22 protein-coding genes and 1 tRNA gene are annotated in these 24,281 nt (G+C 59.6%); 16 read left to right on the top strand and 7 right to left on the bottom strand.

The features are described 5' to 3' along the window. Positions 1-63 precede the first annotated feature (63 nt). Positions 64-1,560 carry a PAS domain S-box protein gene (locus tag BLQ09_RS27370; protein ID WP_092359251.1) on the bottom strand — a complete coding sequence of 499 codons (1,497 nt, stop codon included), beginning with the start codon at positions 1,558-1,560 and terminating at the stop codon, positions 64-66. A 22-nt stretch (positions 1,561-1,582) separates the two neighbouring features. Between BLQ09_RS27370 and BLQ09_RS27365 the strand changes: the two genes are divergently transcribed. Further along, positions 1,583-1,804, top strand: coding sequence for a hypothetical protein (locus BLQ09_RS27365; protein ID WP_133822152.1), 222 nt, complete (start codon positions 1,583-1,585; stop codon positions 1,802-1,804). A gap of 51 nt (positions 1,805-1,855) precedes the next feature. Here BLQ09_RS27365 and BLQ09_RS27360 read toward each other — a convergent pair whose 3' ends face one another. From BLQ09_RS27360 to BLQ09_RS27350, 3 genes are all read right to left on the bottom strand, one after another. Then, positions 1,856-3,025: a hypothetical protein gene (locus BLQ09_RS27360; RefSeq protein WP_169899763.1), complete on the bottom strand. Its 1,170-nt coding sequence runs from the start codon at positions 3,023-3,025 to the stop codon at positions 1,856-1,858. A gap of 14 nt (positions 3,026-3,039) precedes the next feature. Continuing rightward, positions 3,040-3,927 (bottom strand): nitrilase family protein, encoded by an 888-nt coding sequence (locus BLQ09_RS27355; RefSeq protein WP_092359245.1) that lies wholly within the window; start codon positions 3,925-3,927, stop codon positions 3,040-3,042. A 250-nt stretch (positions 3,928-4,177) separates the two neighbouring features. Further along, positions 4,178-4,423 (bottom strand): DUF6124 family protein, encoded by a 246-nt coding sequence (locus BLQ09_RS27350; RefSeq protein WP_027603192.1) that lies wholly within the window; start codon positions 4,421-4,423, stop codon positions 4,178-4,180. 395 nt (positions 4,424-4,818) lie between these two features. Here BLQ09_RS27350 and BLQ09_RS27345 point away from each other — a divergent pair, with 395 nt between their 5' ends. The 8 genes from BLQ09_RS27345 to BLQ09_RS27310 all read left to right on the top strand — a co-directional run bounded on the left by BLQ09_RS27345 (position 4,819) and on the right by BLQ09_RS27310 (position 15,272). Then, a complete protein-coding gene (locus BLQ09_RS27345) occupies positions 4,819-5,163 on the top strand; it encodes an FKBP-type peptidyl-prolyl cis-trans isomerase (protein WP_027603193.1) in 345 nt (114 codons plus the stop codon). Positions 5,164-5,187: 24 nt separating this feature from the next. Then, entirely contained in the window at positions 5,188-5,625 is a 438-nt protein-coding gene (locus BLQ09_RS27340; RefSeq protein WP_027603194.1) for a T6SS immunity protein Tdi1 domain-containing protein, read from the top strand. Between the two features lie 22 nt (positions 5,626-5,647). Continuing rightward, entirely contained in the window at positions 5,648-6,250 is a 603-nt protein-coding gene (locus BLQ09_RS27335) for a GNAT family N-acetyltransferase (RefSeq protein ID WP_092359243.1), read from the top strand. A 512-nt stretch (positions 6,251-6,762) separates the two neighbouring features. Beyond that, positions 6,763-9,468, top strand: a complete 2,706-nt coding sequence (gene mgtA, locus BLQ09_RS27330) for a magnesium-translocating P-type ATPase (RefSeq protein ID WP_092359241.1) — start codon at positions 6,763-6,765, stop codon at positions 9,466-9,468. A 16-nt stretch (positions 9,469-9,484) separates the two neighbouring features. Beyond that, positions 9,485-10,201 carry an MgtC/SapB family protein gene (locus BLQ09_RS27325; RefSeq protein ID WP_027603196.1) on the top strand — a complete coding sequence of 239 codons (717 nt, stop codon included), beginning with the start codon at positions 9,485-9,487 and terminating at the stop codon, positions 10,199-10,201. Between the two features lie 268 nt (positions 10,202-10,469). Then, complete coding sequence (locus BLQ09_RS27320; RefSeq protein WP_027603197.1) at positions 10,470-11,099, top strand: response regulator transcription factor; 630 nt, start codon at positions 10,470-10,472, stop codon at positions 11,097-11,099. A gap of 1 nt (position 11,100) precedes the next feature. After that, positions 11,101-14,715 (top strand): transporter substrate-binding domain-containing protein, encoded by a 3,615-nt coding sequence (locus BLQ09_RS27315; protein ID WP_092359239.1) that lies wholly within the window; start codon positions 11,101-11,103, stop codon positions 14,713-14,715. 134 nt (positions 14,716-14,849) lie between these two features. Next, positions 14,850-15,272: an ANTAR domain-containing protein gene (locus BLQ09_RS27310; protein ID WP_027603199.1), complete on the top strand. Its 423-nt coding sequence runs from the start codon at positions 14,850-14,852 to the stop codon at positions 15,270-15,272. Here BLQ09_RS27310 and dkgB read toward each other — a convergent pair. Continuing rightward, the gene (gene dkgB / locus BLQ09_RS27305) at positions 15,269-16,087 is read right to left on the bottom strand and encodes a 2,5-didehydrogluconate reductase DkgB (protein WP_027603200.1); all 819 of its coding nucleotides are present in this window, start codon (positions 16,085-16,087) and stop codon (positions 15,269-15,271) included. The genes BLQ09_RS27310 and dkgB overlap by 4 nt on opposite strands. 171 nt (positions 16,088-16,258) lie before the next feature. Beyond that, positions 16,259-17,323: a 3-deoxy-7-phosphoheptulonate synthase gene (locus tag BLQ09_RS27300; protein ID WP_027603201.1), complete on the bottom strand. Its 1,065-nt coding sequence runs from the start codon at positions 17,321-17,323 to the stop codon at positions 16,259-16,261. A 622-nt stretch (positions 17,324-17,945) separates the two neighbouring features. Between BLQ09_RS27300 and BLQ09_RS27295 the strand changes: the two genes are divergently transcribed. After that, complete coding sequence (locus BLQ09_RS27295) at positions 17,946-18,695, top strand: carbon-nitrogen hydrolase family protein (RefSeq protein ID WP_027603202.1); 750 nt, start codon at positions 17,946-17,948, stop codon at positions 18,693-18,695. Continuing rightward, positions 18,695-19,126, top strand: coding sequence for a GNAT family N-acetyltransferase (locus BLQ09_RS27290; RefSeq protein WP_027603203.1), 432 nt, complete (start codon positions 18,695-18,697; stop codon positions 19,124-19,126). Before BLQ09_RS27295 ends, BLQ09_RS27290 begins: the two co-directional genes overlap by 1 nt. A gap of 35 nt (positions 19,127-19,161) precedes the next feature. Here the strand turns inward: BLQ09_RS27290 and BLQ09_RS27285 are convergent, their stop codons facing one another. Continuing rightward, positions 19,162-19,401: a DNA-binding protein gene (locus BLQ09_RS27285; protein WP_065947535.1), complete on the bottom strand. Its 240-nt coding sequence runs from the start codon at positions 19,399-19,401 to the stop codon at positions 19,162-19,164. An 81-nt stretch (positions 19,402-19,482) separates the two neighbouring features. On the opposite strand from BLQ09_RS27285, the gene BLQ09_RS27280 reads away from it, so the two are divergent. From BLQ09_RS27280 to BLQ09_RS27260, 5 genes are all read left to right on the top strand, one after another. Beyond that, positions 19,483-19,848, top strand: coding sequence for a helix-turn-helix domain-containing protein (locus BLQ09_RS27280; RefSeq protein ID WP_027603205.1), 366 nt, complete (start codon positions 19,483-19,485; stop codon positions 19,846-19,848). A gap of 151 nt (positions 19,849-19,999) precedes the next feature. Further along, positions 20,000-20,641 (top strand): response regulator transcription factor GacA, encoded by a 642-nt coding sequence (uvrY, locus tag BLQ09_RS27275; protein WP_003190387.1) that lies wholly within the window; start codon positions 20,000-20,002, stop codon positions 20,639-20,641. A gap of 1 nt (position 20,642) precedes the next feature. Further along, positions 20,643-22,466 (top strand): excinuclease ABC subunit UvrC, encoded by a 1,824-nt coding sequence (gene uvrC, locus BLQ09_RS27270; RefSeq protein WP_027603206.1) that lies wholly within the window; start codon positions 20,643-20,645, stop codon positions 22,464-22,466. Positions 22,467-22,498: 32 nt separating this feature from the next. After that, on the top strand, positions 22,499-23,059 hold the full coding sequence (gene pgsA / locus BLQ09_RS27265) for a CDP-diacylglycerol--glycerol-3-phosphate 3-phosphatidyltransferase (RefSeq protein WP_027603207.1): 561 nt from the start codon (positions 22,499-22,501) through the stop codon (positions 23,057-23,059). 60 nt (positions 23,060-23,119) lie between these two features. After that, positions 23,120-23,195 (top strand) — tRNA-Gly (locus BLQ09_RS27260). The last annotated feature ends 1,086 nt before the right edge of the window (positions 23,196-24,281 follow it).

Below are 24,281 nucleotides of genomic sequence, written 5' to 3'. Positions count from 1 at the left end.
TAGGGATTGGGACTGCGTGGGATAAGGCGAATTCGCACTAGCCGCACTAGTGCATTTGCACTTTTATCGGGTTTTCTTAACCCGCAATTCACCGGCAAACAGCCCGCGTTCACGGGCCCAGACAATCGCTGCACTACGGCTATGCACCCCCAGTTTCGAGTACACCGTGGCCACATGGTTACGCACCGTGTTGGGCGCCAATTTCAGGCGTGAGGCGATCTCCTTGTCGGCCAGGCCCTCGCAGATCAGGCCGAGTACATCGCGCTCGCGGGCGGTCAGGTCGGTGAAGGCCACGTTCGGCAGGTTGGGGCTGTTGACGCTCTTGGCATTGGCCAGTTTCTCGATCAGGGTCTGGCTGAACCAGGACGCGTCCTGCATCACTTCCTCGATGGCCGCCACCAACTCCAGCTCCGAGCGCTTGCGTTCGGTGATGTTCATCATCACCAGCAGATAGCAGGGCACATCCTCAATGATCACCGTGTCTGCCGAGACCACGCAGTCGATGACCTCGTTGCCTTTCTTGCGCACCTTGAGGTCCTGGCCATCGAGGTTGCCGGCTTTCTCCAGGGTGGCGAACAACTGCGCGGCCGCCTCCTGGTTGTCGATGAAGTTGATGTCTTCGATGGATTTACCGATCAGCTCTTCGCTGGTGTACCCGGTAATGGTCATGAACGCTTCGTTGACATCCACCACCTGCCGGTTGGCGGCGCTGCACACCAAGGTGGGCACCGGCGTCAGGCGAAACGACTTGGCGAAGCGCTCTTCACTCTGGCGCAGGGCAATCTCGGCCTTGCGGCGTGGCTCCAGGTCGGTGAAGGAAAACAGCATGCAGTCTTCCTCGTTCATGTCCAGCGGCTGGCCGGCGACGATCACCAGTTTGCTGCCGCCTCCGGGCAGTTTCAGCTCGGCCTGCATCTGCGGGATGGTCGCGCCTTCCCCCAGGCGCTGAATGGCCAGCTCCCTGCGTTCGGCATGCTCCAGCACGTCCAGTTCATACACGGACCGGCCGATTACCTGGTCACGGTTGTAGCCGGTCATCTCCAGGAAGCCCTGGTTCACTTTGATATAGCGCAGGTCGCTCAGGCGGCAGATCACCGCCGGCGCCGGGTTGGCGTTGAAGGTTTTCTCGAAGCGCTGTTCGGCGCTGGCCCATTCGGTGGCGTCGCTGAGGATCAGCACCAGTAATTCAGGCGTGCCATGGGAATCGCTGATGACCAGGCTGCGCAGGCGGTGCACCCAGGTTTTTTCTGCATCGGCGGTGGGCATGACCTCCACTACCACATCACTGAATTCATCGCCTGCCGCCACGCGGGCGAGGGGGTAATTCTCCAAGGGCAAGGGATGATTATTGCGATAGCGCAGGCTAAAGCGTTTGGCGTATTCCTGGGTATTGGCACCCAGTGCCGTGACGTCCTCCACACCGTGCATGGCCAGCGCGGCTTCATTGGCCCAGAGAATGGTCTGGTCGACTTCGGCCAGGATGATCCCGTCGGACAGCCCGGAGATAATCTGCTGCAGCTGGCGGCGGTTGGTTTCTTTGGCGAGGACATCCTGGGTCATGGTTTCTCCGGGTTTTAGACGCATGAAAGTACGACAGCCCGGTGTCAGGATAGTGCAGGGTAATTGCGCGGCGTGGGGTGCGAATGCACCAGATGGCCTGGTGCCTTTGCGCGAGGATGAGGAGTTGAAGCAACAGGCCGAGTATAAAACCCGTGAAGTGGCGCCCAAGCAGCTGTCGCGTGCGGCGTTGAGTTTCTTTGTGGGGCGAATGGCACTGACGGTGCGTCGGGTGCAATTGGGTTGATCGATTATTGTTGTGTTCAAAAGTGGTTAGGGGGGGGCCTAACCACACCTTTCAAGTTGCCAGCCAACCTACGATCGGCACAATCATCAACGTACTCAACGCCATTGAAACTACATTGCCAATGTACGGATGAAAATGGGCAGGCAGTCTCGCCGCAATTGCACAGGCCAACGGCGGTGCGATCAGTGCACCCAGCAATGCACTTGAAGTCACCACCATCCAACTGCCACCGTGGGTCAACACTGCTGCCGGTACCACAGATACCAACGGTACATAGGTGGGATACCAACCCCGTTTTATCCATTGATGGCGCCAGATCACTACGCCAAAAGCCGACGTCAGTGCCTGTGCTCCTACCATGTGCAAAAGCAGGCCGGAGCCATAAGCCGGGCTCATGGGGTTGAGGGCATAGGCAAGCAACACGCCTGCCAACAGTCCGAGACTGGCCAGCTCATTTCCAAAAAAGGGTGCTTCGGAAAAGTCCGCCAGCACTCGGCGCAGGCTCCAGAACACTCCGTAACTGGGCGGGGTAACAGGTATCGGTCGGTCTGGAGCGATAGAGTCCGAACGCACCAGCGAGGGCACCCGACGACACAGTGCAAATGCAATGACGCTTCCGATAGCCATGCCCAGCACATTACCGACCACGGCTGGTAAACCCAGTGGCACACACACCAGATTGACGATCAACAAGCACAGTGGAGTAACCAGTAAAGCTCCCAGCACTGCACCATTGAGGGCGACCTTCCAACCGCTGCCAAACATGAGCACCATCGCTGCTGGCAATGAAACAAACGCCGCAAACGTAGGCTGCCAGGTTTCGGCGGTAACGCTCCAACCCCACAGGAGGTTGCTCAGCAACAGCCCGATCAACGAACTGCTCACCACCCAAGGCCACAATCCGGTGCCATAGCAAATGGAAAAGCCCTGCCAGGCTTTGCCACGTTTGTTTGCCCACCATGCCAGATAGGCACCACTCAATAGGCCCAGTGACGCGAGTTCATGCTTGTAAAAGGCAACTTCGCTTATATCCCCCACTACCCACCGCACCCACGCTACGGGTTGGGGGAGGGCCGTCACCATCTCGTTGTATCCTGGCCATGAACCTTGATGACTGGATACAACCCATACCGCGAGCAAGGTAGCGACGAGTCCCAGTACAATAACTGTGATATCCGCTCGTGAGCGGGTTGGCGTTTTCCTGGCAAACAACGTTTCCATAGATTGCCCTCCTCTCAGCGAGGCAGGGCAGGGTGCTGGGAATACCCGAGCATCTGATCATAAAGATCATTGCGACGGTCCCGTTGCAGATCATTGAGGCTGTTCCAGATCGGCGCGCTGCGGGCGCTGGTGATGTCAATGTCGGCGAACAGGATCTCCTGGCGATTGGCCGAAGCCACAGCGCCGATTGGCCAGCCATTTGTCCCTGCAATCAAGAAGCATCCGAGATAACGGGCATCCCGCTCTTCACCAATGCGGCTCGCGGCCGCGATAAATACGTTGTTCACATGTGCAGCGGTCATCGTCAGGTACGACGCCATGCACTTTCCTGCCTCATCGAACAACGGCGGGGGTGTCCATACCCAATTGTTCAAGCTGCAAATGATATCGGCGCCTTGCTGGCTCAAAATGCGCGGTACCTCCGGAAACCAGATGTCCCAGCAGATCAGCAGGCCTATACGACCGATCGGCGTTTCAAACACTGGAAAGCCAGAATTCCCCGGGGTGAACCAAAGCTTTTCCAGGTTCCATAAATGGGCTTTTCGGTATTTGCCTATGAACCCGTCGGGCCCCAGCAATACGGCTGTGTTGAACAGCTGCATACCATCGATTTCGCTAAGACCGGCGACCAGATACACCTGGTGCTTGCAGGCAAAATCGATCCATTCCCGCACACTCGGTCCGTTCGGCACTGCCTCTGCATGATCAAACGCGTCCTGGCGGCTGCTGAAGAAATAGCCGCAGTTGGAAAGCTCCGGCAGCACGATCAGATTGGCGCCGCCGTTTACTGCTTCAGTCGCCAGTAGAAGACTTTGACGCAGGTTGTCGCTTCGGTTGGCTATACCGACCTGTGGGTTGAACTGAACGACGGCGACGCGGGCTGGGCTTGTTGGTTCGTTCATGGGGGTGACCTCTTATTGTTATGCAACCAGGTTTGGTTGGATGTTTATAAGAGGTGACGAAATGTTCGAGGAGAAGTCGGACGGTTCCTGCTGCGTTGTAGTTAAATTCTCTAACGCTGCTTTAGCTGTTTGTGCTGAAACACCATGCCGAGCAGTGAGGCCCTAAGGTTAGAGAGGTCGTTGCTAAGTAATGGGCTGCTGTGCAGCCCAACGGGAGCAAGCTCCCTCGCCACAGAAACCGACTGTGCTTTTAGCGTGGCAGCACACACTCCAGTGACCGGTCCACCATCACACTGGCCATGTCCACCAAGTGCATGACCGAAAGCACCAGCGTGCGCGAAGGACCGTCCAGTTGATCACCTGCCGTCTGTGCGGCAACGGCGGCGCAACGCAGCACACTGCTGGCGTGGGCCAGGGCGTCTTCGAAGCTGAGGTCTGGGGTGGTGGTGAAAAATTGCCGTTCTGGGGCGGGTGGCGCGGGGACGAGTTTGTCCATTTTGAAGCTCCTCTAGTCAGTAGGAGCCGACACCATCGCTGCTAAACGATTTGGGGTGGCGGCCATGCGCAGGTTAGCAGACCGGTGACTAGGAACCCGGTGCACCCGAAGGTGCCCTGCGCACGGCCACCATGAAGCACGGGCCGAAAAAAAGCGCCCTGCAAAAGGTGGCGCTTTGCGCCTAGTCATATCGGCGGGCTGCTAAACCCGGTCACTGAATTGGCAGTGACCGCCGAAGACTAGCCACGTGATTTGAGCGGCGCAAGCGCTTGGGATTCTCTCGGAAACGTCCTGCAAGTTAAAGGGAAATGTCACGGCTGCGACTGTTCCTACACTTGCCAAACCCCACCGATTCTGGGAAAACCCCAGCCTTTACGCCTTCAACGAGAACCACCATGAGCCCCGACGAACTCCAGATCACCGACACCCGCCCAGGCACCGGCAAAGCCGTGGTCAAGGGCGCGCTGATCACCACCCAATACACCGGCACCCTGGAAGACGGCACGGTCTTCGATTCGTCCTGGGAGCGGGGCAAGCCGTTCCAGTGTGTGATCGGCACCGGGCGGGTGATCAAGGGCTGGGACCAGGGTTTGATAGGCATGCAGGTCGGCGGGGTGCGCAGGTTGTTTGTGCCGGCGCACCTGGCCTATGGCGAACGGTCGATGGGCGCGCATATCAAGCCCAACAGCAATCTGCGCTTTGAGATTGAGTTGTTAGAAGTGCTGACGCGGGATGATTGAGTCGTTTCGACGCAAGGAGGCTGCATGAACATTCTTCACGCAATACGCGACAGCTGGGGTTGGGCGGGCATTGACCCTGTTGAGGTCGTAGGCGCTACGGCGTTTGGCAATTTGATGGTCGAGGACGAACAGGGTCGCTACTGGCGAGTGTGCCCCGAGGCACTTTCCTGCGAAGTGATCGCCCAGACCCGTGAAGCCTTGGACGAGGTCTCCAGGGATCAGGCCTTTCTGCACGACTGGTACCTGCAATCGATGGTGGATCAGGCCGAGGAGATGCTGGGGCCGTTAGCGCAGGGCGAGGTTTACCATTTCGTTATTTCGCCGGTTTTGGGCGGCAAGTACGCCATCGACAATGTGCGTCAACTTGATCATATCGAGCAGCTTCGGTTCTGCGGTGATCTGGCACGTGAGATCAAGGATTTGCCCGACGGCGCGCAAGTGAAACTCAAGATTGTGGATTAGTCGCTTGTAAGGACAGCACCTCATGGATGTGGATTGCATGACTCAACTTCCTCTGAGCACCTTCCCCGATATTCGAGTCGTGGCGCTTACCCTGGCTGACGAAGCTGAGCTACAGCAGTTTTTTGAGCAGGCGCCGGATTACTTCATCGCGGTCAACGGCGAGCCTGCCACGCTGACCGAAGCGTGCGACGAATTGCAGGTGCAATTGCCGGCGGGGTGGGCGTGCAGTCGGATGCACTGGCTGGGTTATCGCGGTACGGACGAGGCGCTGGTCGCCGTGGTGAATATCGCGGCGGATCTGCTGGCTGATGGGGTGTGGCATATCGGTTTGCTGCTGGTCGATTCGCGCTGGCATGGCACCGGGCTTGCCCAGCAGCTGCATTCAGACCTTGAACGATGGGCGGTGGAAAATGGCGCCCAGTGGCTGCGGCTGTCGGTGGTGGTCGGCAATACCAAAGCCGAACGCTTCTGGCCCAAGCTTGGGTATGTATCCGTGCGCACGCGGGACGGGATCACGATGGGGCGGCAGGTGAACAAGGTGTCGATTCAGGTTAAGGCGTTGGCGGGTGGACAGGTTAAGGATTACCTGGCGTTGGTTGAGCGGGATCGACCCTGTACACCGTAAGTGTGGGAGGCCCCGCTCGCCACAGGAATGCGGTCGACTGAAATGGCTGACCCTCCTTTGATCTTCGCCAGGTTCAGGATGACCGCTTCCTGAACCCTCCCTGAAGAATTTTCTTATTCACCATATGGAAACTTTCCTACGGTTTACTCTCCTTAAATCGGGGCGTAAGCTTCGCGCGTTTTCATCAATAGCGGAGACCCTCAGTGGGTACTTGTTCGAGTGACAGTTGTCGGCCGGTCTCGGTAACCGGCACATACTTGGCAAGATAACGCGCATTTTTTGATGCCGTTGTCTCGCCACCTAGCGAGAAGCGGCATCTCGACAGTGGCCAGTCCTGGCCCCTGTCCGATCCCTCTCATCGACGCTGACCAGCACCCGGTTGACCTCGGGATGCTACGGACGCGCCTGCCTTTTACGGCAGGCGGGCCGGGCTGACTGTGCCTATGAAGCGGGCACGGTGGGGCAGGCAGTACCTGCACGAAGGTTTTTTCCTCGCGCAGGAGTAACACACCATGAACCTCACTCTGTTGAAAGAGTTCTTCGCAGGCTTCCTGCGGACCCGGCATATCGCCCGGCATTTTCGCCGCCTGGCGATGCTCGAAACGGTCACCGATGCCAGCGTCAGCCGCGAAGTGCCGCCCACCCTGGCGCAGACCCTGGTGGTCGCGGCCAACAGCAGTGCAGTGCAATTGCTCGGTAGGTTGGGCAGCCATACCGAGGGCTTGAACAGCCTGGAAGCCGACGCCCTGCGCGTGCAATACGGCCTCAATGAAGTCGAGCACGAGCAGCCGCTGCCGTGGTGGGTGCACCTGTGGCATTGCTACAAGAACCCGTTCAACCTGCTGCTGACCTTGCTGGCGGTGATCTCCTGGCTGACCGAAGACATGAAGGCCGCCACGGTGATTTTCTCCATGGTGGTGCTCTCGACCCTGCTGCGCTTCTGGCAGGAGGCCAAGTCCAACAAGGCCGCCGATGCCTTGAAAGCCATGGTGAGCAACACCGCCACGGTGCTGCGCCGGGAGGATGCCAAGCGCATTGAATTGCCCATCAAGCAGTTGGTGCCAGGCGACCTGATCGTGCTCTCGGCCGGGGACATGATCCCCGCCGACTGCCGCGTGCTCAGCGCCAAGGACCTGTTCGTCAGCCAGGCGGCGATGACCGGTGAATCGATGCCGGTGGAGAAGTTCGCCCAGCAGCACGACACCAACACCCGCAACCCGCTGGACCTGGAGAACATCCTGTTCATGGGCACCAACGTGGTGTCCGGCGCCGCGACGGCGGTGATTCTGACCACTGGCAACAGCACCTATTTCGGTGCGCTGGCTCAACGCGTGACCGCCACCGACCGTGCGACCACCTCGTTCCAGCAGGGCGTCAACAAGGTCAGCTGGCTGTTGATCCGCTTTATGTTCGTGATGGCGCCGCTGGTGTTGTTCATCAACGGTTTCACCAAGGGCGACTGGACCGAAGCGCTGCTGTTCGCACTGTCGATTGCCGTGGGCCTGACCCCGGAAATGCTGCCGATGATCGTCACGTCCACCCTGGCCAAGGGCGCGGTGTTCCTGTCGCGCAAGAAGGTCATCGTCAAGCGCCTGGATGCGATCCAGAACTTTGGCGCGATGGATGTGCTGTGCACCGACAAGACCGGCACCCTGACCCAGGACCGGATTTTCCTGGCGCGTCATGTGGACGTGTGGGGCGAGGAGTCCGACGACGTGCTGGAGATGGCTTACCTCAACAGCTACTACCAGACCGGCCTGAAAAACCTGCTGGACGTGGCGGTGCTCGAGCACGTGGAAGTGCATCGCGAACTGAAGGTCGGCACCGCGTTCCAGAAGGTGGATGAAATCCCGTTCGACTTCAACCGCCGCCGCATGTCGGTGGTGGTGGCCGAGCAGGGCCGGCCGCATCTGCTGATCTGCAAAGGTGCGGTGGAAGAGATCCTCTCGGTGTGCAACAGCGTGCGCCATGGCGAGGTCAACGAAGCGCTGACCGACGAGCTGCTGGCGCGCATTCGCCAGGTCACTGCCGCGTTCAACGAAGAAGGCCTGCGGGTGGTGGCCGTGGCTGCGCAACCGATGGCCCCGGGGCGCGACACTTACAGCCTGGCGGATGAAAACAACCTCACGCTGATCGGCTACGTCGCGTTCCTCGACCCGCCCAAGGAAAGCACTGCGCCCGCTCTCAAGGCGCTGAAAGCCCATGGTGTGGCGGTCAAAGTGCTGACCGGCGACAACGAGCTGGTCACCGCCAAGATCTGCCGCGAAGTGGGCCTGGAGCAGCAGGGCCTGTTGATGGGCAACGACATCGAGGACATGACCGACGCCCAGCTGGCCAAGGCCGTGGAAACCACCAATGTGTTCGCCCGCCTGACGCCCAGCCACAAGGAACGCATCGTGCGCCTGCTCAAGGCCAACGGGCATGTGGTGGGCTTTATGGGGGACGGCATCAATGACGCACCGGCGCTGCGGACGGCGGATATCGGGATTTCGGTGGACAGCGCGGTGGATATCGCCAAGGAAGCCGCCGATATCATCCTGTTGGAAAAGAGCCTGATGATCCTGGAGGAGGGCGTACTGGAGGGCCGGCGCACCTTCGCCAATATGCTCAAGTACATCAAGATGACCGCCAGCTCCAACTTCGGCAACGTGTTCTCGGTGCTGGTGGCCAGCGCGTTTATCCCGTTCCTGCCGATGCTGCCGATGCACCTGCTGGTGCAAAACCTGCTGTATGACATCTCGCAGATCGCGATCCCGTTCGATAACGTCGACGAGGACATGCTCGCCAAACCCCAACGCTGGCAGCCGGGGGACGTGGGGCGGTTCATGCTGTTTTTCGGGCCGATCAGTTCGATTTTCGACATCACCACGTTCGCACTCATGTGGTATGTGTTCGATGCCAATACGCCTGACCACCAGACGCTGTTCCAGTCCGGCTGGTTCGTGGTGGGGCTGCTGACCCAGACGCTGATCGTGCACATGATCCGCACCCCGAAAATCCCGTTCCTGCAAAGCCGCGCGGCGATGCCGTTGATGGTGATGACCGGCGTGATCATGGCCGTGGGGATCTTCCTGCCGATGGGGCCGCTGGCGCATTACTTCAAATTGCAGGCGCTGCCGTCGCTGTACTTTGTGTTCCTGCCGGTGATCCTGCTGGCGTACATGGCGCTGACCCAGGCGGTGAAGGGCTACTACATCCGTAAGTTTGGCTGGCAGTGAACAGGGACGGTTTCCCATGCAAGCAATCGACAATATCAACCTCAACTCTCTGGTCGATACCCTGGTCAGCCTCACCGCCGCGTTTATCCTCGGTGGCCTGATCGGCTTCGAGCGCCAGTACCGCCAACGCACGGCGGGCCTGCGCACCAACGTACTGGTGGCGGTGGGGGCGGCGATTTTCGTTGACATGGCCAACCGCCTCGGCGGTGCGGAAGGCGCCGTGCGGGTGGTGGCGTATGTGGTGTCGGGCATCGGCTTTCTGGGGGCCGGTGTGATCATGCGCGAAGAAGGCAATGTGCGCGGTCTCAACACCGCCGCCACGCTCTGGGCGTCGGCGGCGGTGGGGGCGTGCGCCGGTGCCGACCTGGTCCTCGAGGCGTTGTTGGGCACGCTGTTTGTGCTGGCGGCCAATACGCTGCTGCGGCCCATCGTCAATAACATCAACCGCCAACCGCTGGATGTGGTGTCGGCGGAGGTCACCAACGTCCTCTATGTGATTGCCCGGCGCACCCAGCAAACCGCGGTATTGGCGTTGCTGGAAGCCGAACTGGCGCGCTGTAACTACCCGGCCAGCGATGTCGATGTGCGGCCGTTCGGCACTGAGGAAGTTGAAATCGAAGCCACCCTGGCGGTGACCTCGGTAGACGGTGACGAGTTGGACGCCCTGGTGGCGCGAATTTCCAGGTCGACCCTGGTGGTTCAGGCCTTCTGGAGCCCCAGCACCACCGAGTAGCTTTGGAGAGTTCCGAGGAAAAGTCCTACATTTAGTCGAGATTATCCCTTCATTGGCAAAAACACGCGGTTGCTAAGGTTGCGCGCTTGCGCCTGTTCAGGAATCAAGGCGTGGCTTCACATGTTTACTGTGTTTTTCAAAAGGAGGGGCCTGTACTGCCTGAGGTGTTTGACTGAGTAATCAGTGCCGCTTGTCGGAACTGTTACTTTTCACAGGTAGTGGGGTCTCGAGTGATATGTAAGCGTACTGATCTTCCCAGGGGAGTCTTATGAGCAACAAAGCTTTAATCGTGGATGATCACCCTTTTATACGCGCTACCGTGAAGTATCTATTGAGGCAGGAAGGTTTCGATACTATCTACGAAGCGGGTAATGGCGCTGATGCCATGCAGATTGCTCGCGAAGAACGTCCGGACCTGGTCATTCTCGACCTGGCGATGCCCAAGCTCGGTGGGTTGGAGGTGATCAGCCGGATCAAGGCGCTGGAGTTGCCCTGCCGGATCCTGGTGCTGACCTCGTATCTGGCGGTGTTTTTTTCCACTCGCTGCATGCGCGCCGGGGCGATGGGTTTTGTTGCCAAGACCGGTGAACTGGATGAGCTGCAAAAGGCGATCAGGGCGATCAGGTCCGGCTACAGTTGCTTCCCCAGCCTGCCCACCAGTTCGGTGCGTCGCGACGACCTGCAATCGACCGAGCAGGAGTTGGTGGAGGCGTTATCCGATCGCGAATTGACCGTGCTGCAGAAGCTGGCCCTGGGCCTGGGCAACAAGGATATTGCCGAGGACATGCTGTTGAGCCACAAGACTATCAGTACCTACAAGACGCGGCTCAAGGAGAAGTTGCGTATGTCGTCGGTGGTGCATCTGTCCAAGTTCGCCCAGCGCAATCATCTGATCTGAAATGCTCACCTCCCGGCGGGTGAAACGCGCGGCCATCCTGCTGATGGGGCTGTTGCCCTGGGCGGTGATGGCCTTGGAGGAATCCCACGATCTGAAACTGCTGGGTCACTCCACTCTTGAAAATCCCTCGGTGGTGTTGGACGAAGCCGACTGGCGCTGGCTACGCGAGCGCCGCACGCTCCTGATGGGGGTGTCGGCCCCCGACTACGCGCCCTTTGACTTGAGCAACAATGACGAGCTCGAGGGCATCACGGCCGATTTTGCGGCACTGGTTGCCGAGGCGCTGAATATCACCATCGACGTGAAGCGCTACGACACCCGTGATGAGGTGATCGAAGCCCTGAAGACCGGCGCCGTGGATTTTGTGGGATCGGCCAATGGGTTCGAGGCGGCCGACCCGGAGCTGGTGCTGTCCCGATCCTACGCCAATGACCAACCCGCGCTGGTGACACGCGCGGGGGAGAATCAGGTGCTGAAGGCTGACCTTGCCGGCAAGCGCCTGGCGATGCTCTACCACTACATGCAGCCCGAGGCCGTCCAGGCCTTTTACCCCGATGCGCAATTGCTCTTGTTTGCCTCGACCTTCGAAGCCATTGGTGCCGTTGCGTTCGGCCAGGCGGATGTGTACCTGGGTGACGCCATCAGCACCCGCTACTTGATCAACAAGAACCACCTTAATAACGTGCGCATGGCGGATTTCTCCGCATTGGAGGTCAACCCTTTCGGGTTCGCATTCGCCAAGGACAATACCCGCCTGTTGGGCATCATCAATAGCGCACTGGCCGCCGTTCCGGCCAACCAGCAGATGGAAATCCTGCGCCGTTGGAGTGCCGGCGGCAGCGGGTTCCTGGAGGCGGAGCAACTGCGCTTGAGCGCAAGTGAACAGCGCTGGCTGGAGAAGCACCCGCGGGTGAAAGTGGCGGTGCTCGATAAATTCGTGCCGTTGTCTTTTTTCAACGAACAAGAGCAATTCGAGGGATTGAGCTCCGAGGTTCTCTCGCGTATCAGTCTGCGTACAGGCTTGCGGTTTGATGTGGAACGGGGCAGTTCGCTGCCGCGGCAAATTGAACAGGCCAGTGCCGGTCGCGTGGACATGCTGGCGGTCGTCACGCCCAGTGTCGAGCGGTCCGAAAAGATCCGCTTTACTCGCCCTTATCTGTCCAGTCCCTATGTATTGGTGGTGCGCACCCACGACGAGCATCTGGTGACCCTGGAAGATATGCCTGGCAAACGCATGGCGCTTATTCGCGGCAACAGCCTGGCCGGGCAAATCAGCCGGGACTACCCGGGCATCGGGTTTGTCGACGTGGAGAACCCGGAGCAGGCCATGGAATTGGTGGTCAACGGCATCGTCGATGCGACTGCGGTTTCACTGATGAGCGCGCGCTACATGATCGCCCGCAATTACCGCAAGCGGCTGCGCATCACCAGCACTGTCGGGAGTGAGCCTGCACGCATTGCCTTTGGGGTCAACCGCAGCCAACTGGAGCTGTACTCGATCCTCGACAAGGCGTTATTGAGCATTACTCCAGAAGAAATGGACGAGCTGACCAATCATTGGCGCAGCGAGATCATCATCGAAGACAACTACTGGATACGTCACCGCAACATCATCCTCCAGGGGTTTGGCTTGGCCGCGCTGCTGCTGCTGGTCACCCTGGGATGGGTGTTCTACCTGCGCAGCCTGATTCGCAAGCGCACCCAGGCCGAGCGTGCGTTGAGCGACCAGATGCGGTTCATGAGTGTGTTGATCGACGGCACGCCGCACCCGATCTATGTGCGCGATCGCCTGGGGCGCCTGATGGCCTGCAACAATGCCTACCTGGATGTGTTCGGCTTCAAGTTGGAAGACGTCATCGGTAAGACCGTGGTGGAAACCGACACGGGGAACCCGCCCCAGGCCCAGTCGTTCCACGCCGACTATTTGCGTTTGATGGCGTTGGGCGAGCCGCAGGTTCATGACCGCGTGCTCAAGGTGCCCGGCGGCGAGGTGTTGACCATCTACCAATGGATGCTCCCGTACCGTGACAGCAATGGCAGCGTGGTGGGCATGATCGCCGGCTGGGTGGATGTCAGCGAGCGCCAGCGCTTGCTGGGGCAGTTGCAGGAAGCCAAGGAGGAGGCCGACGCCGCCAACCGTGCCAAGACCACCTTCCTGGCGACCATGAGCCATGAGATCCGTACCCCCATGAATGCCGTGATCGGCATGATCGAACTGGCCCTGAAAAACGCCGAGCAGGGCGTGGCTGACCGCGATGCGCTGGAGGTTGCGTCGGTGGCGTCCCGGAGCATGCTGGAGTTGATCGGCGATATTCTCGACATTGCGCGAATCGAATCCGGCCACCTGTCCCTGAGCCTGGAACCGGCCAATCTGCACGAACTGCTGGCCTCAGTGGCGCGGGTGTTCGAGGGGCTGGCGCGGGACAAGGGCCTGGTGCTGCAGGTGGAACTCGACCCGTTGATCGACCGGCCGGTGCTGGTTGACCCGCTGCGCTTCAAGCAGGTGGTGTCCAATGTGTTGGGTAACGCGATCAAGTTCACCGCCTCCGGCCATGTGCGCCTGGGCGCCCAGGGTGCACCGGTATTGACCGACGACCAGTTGCACCTGCGGTTGTGGGTGGAGGACACGGGTATTGGCATCAGTGCCGAAGATCAGCAGCGTTTGTTCAACCCCTTTATCCAGGGCAGCAATAACGAACAGCCGGCGCGAAGCGGATCGGGCCTGGGGTTGGTGATCAGTCGCAACCTGTGCGAGATGATGGGCGGTCAATTGCACTTGAGCAGTGTGCTGGGCAAGGGCACGCGGGTGGATGTGACGTTGACGCTGGCGCTGACCACGGCCATGCCTGCCAATGTACCGGTCCCCCACGTTCCGCCAGCGCGCGGGTTGAATATCCTGGTGGTGGATGACTACCCGGCCAACCGCTTGTTGCTGGCTCGACAGCTGAGTTTCCTGGGACATCGCATCACCTTGGCCGAGGACGGCGCCCAAGGATTGTCACTGTGGCAGGCCGGGCATTTTGACGGCGTGATCACCGATTGCAATATGCCCTTCAAGGACGGTTACGCATTGGCGCGTGATATTCGCGCACAGGAACGCCAGCGTGGGCTGGCGCCGTGCCTGATCCTCGGGTTCACCGCCAATGCCTTGCCGCAGGAAGCCGAACGCTGCCGGCAAGCAGGCATGGACGGTTGCCTGTTCAAGCCGACCGGGCTTGAGGACTTGCGCCTGGCCCTGGCATCACGGACCGCTGGCGCGCTGACGGATGAAGTGGAAGTGGCGTTTGATTTAAGTTCACTGATCATGCTGACGCAGGGTGATAAGGATGCTCTCAACGAGCTGCTGACGCCGTTGCTCAAGAGCCTCGAGGAAGACCGTGCGCTGTTGCCGTCCCTGACATCGCCGGCTGATTTCGCCAAGCTCCATGACTTGGCTCACCGCGTTAAAGGGGGCGCGCGCATGGTCAAGGCTCAGGTGTTGATCACGTGCTGCGAGACATTGGAAAGCGTGTGTGAGCGGCATGACAGCGATGCATCGGACGCTGCGGTAGAGGCGGTAGCTTCGGCCATCGAACAGTTGCATCACAGCCTGGGCCGGTATGGCAATCAGGCTTGACTGCGGGAGCTGGCCATTCGGTTGATTTGGGAGAACTCCTACGCGAAGGGGGAACATGCCTGATTTTGTCTTCGGGATATGTCTGGAAAATGGGCCTCGCTCACTGACGAGCGCTGCCTGCCCAGGGGTTTGCCATGCCGAACAAAGCACTGACCATCCTGATTGCCGATGAACAACACCTGCAACGGTTGTATATCGAAAAAATGCTCAATCAGTTGGGGTACCACCGGATCGTGCCGGTACAAACCTTCGAGGAAGTCCAGATACTCACGGCCATCCCGGCCGAACCCTTCGACGTGCTGATCATCAATGCGGGGCTGACGGCCCAGGCCCGTGGGCCCCAGCCCCAGGTGCGCCATGTATTGGTCTACGATCACCTGGATGTGGGCGCACACCCCGGCGTAACGCCGGCGGTGCTGGTGCGGCTGCCCGGCGTGCCGGACAACGTCAATCTCGAACACTTCATGGACATCATCGATCCCCCCGAGGCCACTGCCGGCCTGCGGGTGTTGCCATGGCTGCGCGAGTTATCCCGCACACCGGTGGCGGGGGGTTAATCCCACTTCGGCGCGATGCCCTTGGGGCTGGTCAAGCGCTGGCCCCGTTCCAGCCCGGCAATGTGCGCCATGTCAGCAGCGCTCAAGGTCAGTTGCAGGGCCTTGAGGTTGCTTTGCAGGTTGGCACGCTTGGTTGAGGACGGGATGACCGCATAGCCCAATTGCATGGCCCAGGCCAGGGTCACTTGCGCCGGGGTGGCCTGATGGCGCTCGGCGATCTGCTGGATCACCGGGTCCTTGAGCACTTCACCGTAGGCCAGGGTCATGTACGAGGTGATCTGGATACCGTTGGCGGTTGCGAAATCCACAACCTGCCGGTTTTGCAGATAAGGGTGCAATTCGATCTGGTGGGTGGCGATGTGCTCGGCACCCACGGCTGCGATGGCCTGCTTCATCAGGGCGATGGTGAAGTTGGAAACACCGATCTGGCGTGTCAGGCCCAGGCGTTTGGCTTCCAGCAACTGCCCCATGAATTCGGTGACGGGCACCTGGTCTTCCGGCGATGGCCAGTGGATCAGGGTCAGGTCCAGGTAATCGGTCTCGAGCTTGCGCAGGCTTTCCTTGAGGCTTGGGATCAGCCGGCCTTCAGCAAGGTTGGCGATCCAGATCTTGCTGGTGACAAACAGCTCGTCCCGCGGGATGCCGCTGGCGGCGATGGCCCGGCCAACGTCTGCTTCATTCTCGTAGATCTGCGCGGTGTCGATGACACGGTAGCCCAGTTCCAGGCCGGTGCTGACGGAATCGATCACCACCTGGCCTTGCAGGCGAAAGGTGCCGAGGCCGAAGGCAGGGACTTTTGGCGTGAGGGTAGACATCGGTAACTCCAATAGGGCCGTAGGCAATGGCGTTGAGTATCCCCTCGTCGTTGCTTCGGAAACACCGTCGACGCCGAAAAGGACTCTTGCCTGCACGTCACGAATGGCCTGTGTGCCGCAGGTTCTCATGAGGCGCTGTACCTGCGGCAGCAGCGCCTCGATCCATCAGCCTTAAGCGCGCAGGCGCTCGGCAGCCGCACGCAGCAACTGCTCGGTGGCGGTCCAGCCCAGGCAGCCATCGGTCACCGACACCCCGTATTTCATCGACGGGCTCAATGGCTGGCAGCCTTCGAACAAATGGCTTTCGAGCATCATGCCGATCAGCGAGGTATCACCCTGCAAGCGCTGCTCCAGCACATCGTTGAACACGGCCGGTTGGCGCAACGGGTCCTTGTTGCTGTTGGCATGGCTGCAGTCGACCATGATCCGCGGGGTGACCTTGGACTTGGCCAGGTCGTGTCTTACCCGCGCCACGCTCTGCACATCGTAGTTCGGCCCGTGATGCCCGCCGCGCAGCACCAGGTGGGTGTCGGGGTTGCCCGGGGTCTGGATGATCGCCGGATGGCCTTGGCTATCGACGCCGAAGTGGCGGTGCGGGTGAGACGCCGAGCGCATGGCGTCACAGGCAATCGCGACGCCGCCATCGGTGCCGTTCTTGAAGCCCACGGGCATGCCCAGGCCGCTGGCCATCTCGCGGTGGATCTGCGACTCGGTGGTACGCGCGCCAATCGCCACCCAACTGAGCAGGTCATCGAAGTAGCCGGCGGCCATGGGTTGCAGCAACTCGGTGGCGACCGGCAGGCCCAGGCGCAGCATTTCGCGCATCAGCTCGCGGGACAGGGTCAGGCCGGCGGCCATGTCATCGCTGCCATCCAGGCGAGGGTCGTAGGCCAGGCCTTTCCAGCCGATCGTCGTGCGGGGTTTTTCGACATAGGCGCGGATCACCAGCAGCATCTGGTCGCCGACGTCGAGGGCCAGCTTCTTCAGGTTACGGGCGTATTCCATGGCCGATTCCGGGTCATGGATCGAGCACGGACCGACAATGACCAGCAAGCGTGAATCTTCGCCATTGAGGATGGCGCGCACGGCTTGGCGGTGGGCGTGGATCTGTTCGTTGAGGAACGGGCTGAGGGGCAACTGGTGCTTGAGCTCAAGCGAGCTGGGCAGGCGCTGGGTCAGGGCTTCATTGGCACTGTTCAAGGCAGAGAGGGGCAGAGCGGCGACGGAGGAGTTCATATTCAAGGTTTCCTGGGCAAGCGGCGGGCTATTCCCGCGCGCTCGGCCTACTGGGGTGTTCGACAATTCGCCGTATCGGCGACGTGTGTTGGTTTGCCACCGATAGGTGACCGATCGGAGGCGGCAGGCTGTCCCGAGCGGAGCTGGCTAAATCGCCATGCAGTGCACATGTCGTAGCGGTAATAGGTGGCGTAGTTCATGTCGTGATTCCTCTAAGTGTTCTTGATCAAGTTGAAAAGTTTATGGAGACCTGAAAAACAAAACCCCCGGTCGGGGAGCCGACCGGGGGTTAGATTTCTCTGGTAGGCGACCCCTTGGTAAGTGGGCGCTGATTTCAGGTATCAGGCGCGCCAGTGGCTAAACCAATACCCAAAATAAAAGCTGACCAGTGCGCTCGAACCGTTCACACGGGTAGCCGACACCGAGCGCTGGGCGCTGGCAGCAGGGCAAACCTGAGTGTGGGTGAGTTGCAACATGGTGTGTCTCCAAATGTATGGGGGAGCTTACTCGAGGCACGCAGGCAGATTCAATCAGTAATTTCTATTGCGGTGGGGGACTTACGGCTATGGGGGGAGTGCCGATATGCTGTTTGCACTTTGATACTGATTGCTTGGACGCGACCATGACTGCCTTCACCCTTGCTGCTGCTCAATCCATTTCCATCGCGGGCGATGTCCCAGCCAATATTGAACGGCACCTCGTATTTATGCGCACGGCGGCGGAACAGGGTGTGCAATTACTGGTGTTCCCCGAGTTGTCGTTGACAGGGTATGAGCCGTCGCTGGCCGCTGAATTGGCGATTGCGCCGTGGGACAAGGTGCTGGCACCCCTGCGCGAGATGGCGCGTGAGTTGCGACTGACGGCGGTGGTGGGAATGCCGATCCGACTGACGCCAGAGGCGGGCGTGCTGATCGGTGCGTTGGTGCTGGGAGCGGATGGCTCCCTGGCGGTCTACACCAAGCAGCATCTGCATGCCGGCGAAGAGGCTGTGTTTGTCCCAGGGCAGGGCGGTGCGGTCCTTGAGCGTGGGGATGAACGGATTGCGCTGGCGGTGTGCGCAGATTTTTCCCAGGCCAGCCATCCCCGTGCCGCGGCGCGAGCGGGCGCCACGGTGTATGCCGCCGGGGTGTTGATCAGTGAAGGCGGCTACGCCACGGACAGTGCGCTGCTCCAAGCCTATGCCGCTGAACATGGCCTGCTGGTGTTGATGGCCAATCATGGCGGCCCGTCGGGTGGCTGGGCCTGCGCCGGTCGCAGTGCGATCTGGGCCGCCAATGGCCGTTTGCTTGCTGCTGTACCTGGCGTGGGGGATGCGTTGCTGATTGCCCGTCGCGATGGCGGGGGTTGGGTCAGCCACGTGATGGCTGTCTAATGGCTTTTCACCTGCGCGCTGCAACGGACCAGGACCTGCCCTTTGCGCGGAAGTTGACCCACGAGGCCATGGCCCGCTACTACGTGCAGTACGGGTTGTGGTGGTCCAACGACGGCTTTGATACGGCCTGGGCCGATCGGGAAAACTGGCTGATTTGCCGGGACGACAGTGTCTTGGGCTTTATCAGCCTGAGCCGCGACAGCCGGGCCCTCTATATTCGCGAGTTGCATCTGCTCGAGGCGTATCGCGGGTTGGGTGCGGGTGGCTGGGTGTTGGAGCAGATGGCGCTCAGGGCGCAAACGTTGGGACTGTTGCGTTTGACCGTATTCAAGACCAACCCGGCCAGGAGGCTCTATCAGCGCATGGGGCTCAGCATCGTAGGTGAAGAAGACTGCTTCTGGCGTATGGAGCGTGTTTGTCGCTCAAGCTAAAACGTGCACCCACTCCTTATAAGCGCATACTGGCCTCAGGCGCCGACTTCCTGATCGTTGTTCAGGTCTCCCGTCTCAGCAAGGATGATCCCTTCTTTCATGCCCAAAAGGACCGCTACCTTATGGGCTTCCCCACGCCGTCCCTTTTTGCGCCCAGCGAGCACTTGATAGGTGGTTGCCGGATCTACGCCATGTTCACGGGCGAACGCTTGAACTGACTTTCCTTGATGTTCCAGCCAGGCCTTGGCTTGTGCAGCGGTACGGATTCCGGGCATAGTTCAAAACCGTTCAAGTTTGTTTAATAAGAGATGAATGTGTCACCTCTTGGGGTGTGCCAAATAGGATCATACATCCAAATGAGTGGAATCGGTTCGCGTTTACGGCAAGAAAGGGAGCGACTTGGCCTGTCGCAAAAAGTGTTTGGTGAAATCGGAGGCGTTGAAGCCAACGCACAAGGTAAATATGAAAGTGGAGGGCGTGCGCCTAAAGCGGATTACCTGTCTCGTGTCGCCGAAAGAGGCGTGGATGTACTTTACGTGTTGACCGGCGCAGCCACGCCGATTCAATTGGAGAATCTGAGCCAGATTGAAGAAAAAGTCCTCGGGGATTATCGCGCAATGTTCAAGGAAGACCAGGCTGCGATCCGTCGCCTGACCTCGACGTTGGCCGAGCACTCGATTGCGATGAATGGAAAACCCAAGCCACAGCCCCAGGATTCCTGACCCTTCGCCCAGCAAATTGAGCCATCTGCCGCCCGGCGGATGGCTGTCGCTCAATCAATCTCTCTCTATATGACGCGTGCTATTAGGTCTGTGCCTTGGTTTTTTGCTAAGGTGTTCAGCAACCTATAAGACCATTTCGCGAGGTGTCTGCTTGATTAGGGTGCTAGTAGTCGATGACCATGATCTCGTTCGTACAGGCATTACACGAATGCTGGCTGACATCGATGGCCTGCAAGTAGTCGGTCAGGCCGAGTCAGGCGAGGAATCCCTGATCAAGGCCCGGGAGTTGAAACCCGATGTGGTGTTGATGGACGTCAAGATGCCTGGTATCGGCGGTCTTGGCGCGACGACCAAATTGCTGCGCAGCCATCCGGACATCAAGGTCGTGGTGGTGACTGTGTGCGAGGAAGACCCGTTTCCGACACGCCTGCTGCAGGCTGGCGCTGCCGGTTACCTCACCAAAGGTGCGGGCCTGGCGGAAATGGTCCAGGCCATTCGGCTGGTGTTTGCCGGCCAGCGCTATATCAGCCCGCAGATCGCCCAGCAATTGGCTATCAAGTCCTTCCAGCCCACCAGCGACTCGCCGTTTGATGCGCTGTCGGAGCGGGAAATCCAGATTGCCCTGATGATCGTCGGTTGCCAGAAGGTACAGACGATCTCCGACAAGCTGTGCCTGTCGCCCAAGACCGTCAACACCTACCGCTATCGCATCTTCGAGAAGCTCGCCATCAGCAGTGATGTTGAATTGACCCTGCTCGCGGTGCGCCACGGCATGGTGGACGCCAGCGCCTGACATGACCACACCGTTTGATCCGAGTGCCTTTCTCTCAACCTGCAGTGGCCGCCCTGGCGTGTACCGCATGTTCGACAGCGAGGCACGCCTGCTGTATGTCGGTAAGGCCAAAAACCTCAAGAGTCGTCTGGCGAGCTACTTTCGCAAGACCGGTCTCGCGCCGAAAACCGCCGCCCTGGTGGCGCGTATCGCCCAGGTCGAAACCACCATCACTGCCAACGAAACCGAAGCGCTGCTGCTTGAGCAGACGCTGATCAAGGAATGGCGACCGCCCTACAACATTCTGCTGCGTGACGATAAATCCTATCCCTATGTGTTTTTATCCGACGGCAACTTCCCGCGCCTGAGCATTCACCGTGGGGCGAAGAAGGCGAAGGGCAAGTACTTCGGGCCTTATCCCAGCGCCGGGGCCATTCGGGAAAGCCTGAGCCTGCTGCAAAAAACCTTTTTTGTACGCCAGTGCGAAGACAGCTTCTATAAGAACCGCACCCGGCCCTGTCTCCAGTACCAGATCAAGCGCTGCAAGGCGCCCTGTGTGGGGTTGGTTGAGCCGGCCGAATACGCCGAGGATGTGCGCCATTCGGTGATGTTCCTCGAAGGGCGCAGCAATGCCCTCACCGATGAGCTTTCCACCGCCATGGAGCAGGCGGCCAGCACCCTGGATTTTGAGCGGGCCGCAGAGCTGCGCGACCAGATTTCGCTGCTGCGCCGTGTCCAGGACCAGCAAAGCATGGAAGGCGGCACCGGCGACGTCGACGTGATCGCGGCCTTCGTCAATCCGGGCGGTGCCTGTGTGCACCTGATCAGCGTGCGCGGTGGGCGAGTGCTGGGCAGCAAGAACTTCTTTCCGCAGACCGGTATTGACGAGGAGGTCGCCGAAGTCATGGCCGCTTTCCTGGGCCAATACTACGTGAGCAGCCCCGAGCGCGACCTGCCGTCGGAGTTGATCGTCAATGTGGTGCACGAAGACTTCCCCGCGTTGATCGAAGCCATCCACGAACTGCGCGGTCGCGAGCTGGACATCAGCCACCGCGTGCGTGGCACCCGCGCACGCTGGCAGCAACTGGCGGTGACCAACGCCGAGCAAGCCCTGAGCGCGCGCCTGGCCAACCGACAGCACGTCGCCGCCCGCTTTGACGCCCTGGCTGAAGTCCTTAACCTGGAGGAGCCGCCCCAGCGCCTGGAGTGCTACGACATCAGCCACTCCAGTGGCGAGGCCACGGTGGCATCCTGCGTGGTGTTCGGGCCGGAAGGGCCGATCAAGTCCGATTACCGGCGCTACAACATCGAAGGCGTCACTGCCGGCGATGACTACGCCGCCATGCACCAGGCCCTCACGCGCCGCTTCAGTAAGTTGAAGGACGGCGAGGGCAAGTTGCCGGATATCCTCCTGGTCGACGGCGGCAAGGGCCAGCTGTCCATGGCCCGTGACGTGCTCAATGAGCTGGCGGTGCCTGACCTGATCCTGCTGGGCGTGGCCAAGGGCACGACGCGCAAGGCGGGTTTCGAGACGTTGTACTTGAATGATGCCGCCCATGAGTTCACTTTGAAGGGCGACTCACCCGCGTTGCATTTGATCCAGCAGATTCGTGACGAAGCCCACCGTTTCGCCATTACCGGCCACCGCGCCCGCCGTGGCAAAACCCGACGAACCTCAACCCTGGAAGGGGTGGCAGGGGTTGGCCCGACGCGACGTCGCGACTTGCTTAAACATTTTGGTGGCTTGCAGGAGCTGTCCCGTGCCAGCATTGACGAGATAGCCAAAGCACCCGGTATCAGTAAAAAGCTCGCTGAGTTGATTTATGCGAATCTGCATAGCGAATAGAATGCCTTTCCACCTCGTAGCCAGTTGTGCCGATGAATATCCCTAATCTGATCACCGTTCTACGCGTCCTGCTCATCCCTATTTTCATTTTGTTGTTCTATTTGCCGTACGAATGGAGTTATCTGGCGTCCAGTTCAGTGTTTGCCTTTGCCGCCGCCACCGACTGGCTCGACGGCTACCTGGCGCGCCGCCTGGAACAGAGCACGCCCTTCGGCGCGTTCCTCGACCCGGTGGCCGACAAGCTCATGGTGGCCGTCGCTTTGGTCCTGCTGGTGCAGGAACACGGCAACCTGTGGCTGACCCTGCCGGCAGCGGTCATCATCGGCCGCGAGATCGTCGTCTCGGCCCTGCGCGAATGGATGGCCGAAATCGGCGCCCGCGCCCACGTGGCCGTGTCCAACATGGGCAAATGGAAAACCGCCGCGCAAATGCTCGCGCTGGTTATCCTGCTGGCCAACCCGTCGGACTTCTCGTTCTGGGTCCTCACGGGTTATGCCTTGCTGCTGATCGCCGCGGGCCTCACCCTGTGGTCGATGCTCCAATATCTGCGCGCCGCCTGGCCGCATCTGCGCACCACTGTTGAAAAGAAATAAAACTTTTTTGAATCAAGGGGTTGACGGGTGCTGAGGATTCTATAGAATGCGCATCACCAAGCGGGAATAGCTCAGTTGGTAGAGCACGACCTTGCCAAGGTCGGGGTCGCGAGTTCGAGTCTCGTTTCCCGCTCCAAATATAGCGCTGCAGAGTTCCATTGAATTCTGCAAGCGATTGAAATCAGGACCTTCGGGTCCTTTTTTCGTTCCGGCGGGAACCCCTGAAATCCAGCACCATCCAGTGTTTTTAAGTCCTGAATGAGAGTCTTGAGTTCGGACGCACACTGAATCGGTTTACGTCGCTCTGCGCGTAATGCGGTAGAGCACACGGACTTTGATCGGCAACGCGATCATAACCTCTACCGCATCTGGAACCGGTTGTGTTCAGGGTCGTATTTCCCGCCACCTCTACGGGAAAGCGCATTCCAAAAGACAACGGCAAGGAGCGAACAGGACTACTCGGTTCGCAGATGCGGCCCGCGAGGCTCTGCCGAAGCATCTGACCACTGGGCTAAAGGCTCTCTCCCGGACACCAAAAGCTCGTAAATGCCCGGCCTAAGATGATTTCGTCAATACGTGTCTACCGCACGGTTACCCATACGCTCTCTGCCTTGGTACCTGCTGCCTAACTCGCGAGGCCCACTGTGAAGAAGCATGCGCACGGCCATGATAGCTATGAGCTATCATGGCCGTGCGTATTACTAACTAGATGACCATTCTGCGTCTACGTATCGTAGAGGCATTAAGCGTGATGGGCCGGTAGCACCGTTCGCGTCTTCCAAATCAACACAGGCCTGTACAGGTCATGTTTCCGAGATTTCCATGAAGAAAACGCTTTCGTTGGCCACACGCATAGGGCTTAGTTTCGCGGCCATCCTGGCGCTGCTCATATTGATAACCACCATCGGCATTCACCGCGTTGCGTTCATTGACTCCACCTTGGGCGACGTAAGCGAAAATGCCGCAAAGGTGCAGCGCTACGCAATCAATTTCCGAGGCAGTGTCCATAACCGTGCCATCGCTATTCGGGATGCCGTGCTGGTAACGACTGATTTGGATTTGGCAAAACACTTATCGGAAGTCTCAGCCTTGGAAAAGGCCTACTCTGACTCGGCAGCTCCAATGGATCAGTTGTTCAAGGGCGCAAGCGTAACTGGCGAGGAGGTTCGATTACTGAGCGCTATCAAGGACATCGAACAACAAACCCTTAACTCCACCAGGG

The organism is Pseudomonas sp. NFACC25 (genome assembly GCF_900100935.1).
Lineage (GTDB): Bacteria > Pseudomonadota > Gammaproteobacteria > Pseudomonadales > Pseudomonadaceae > Aquipseudomonas > Aquipseudomonas marginalis.
Note: the sequence above shows the minus strand (reverse complement) of the source record. Positions and strands in the feature narration are given on the sequence as shown.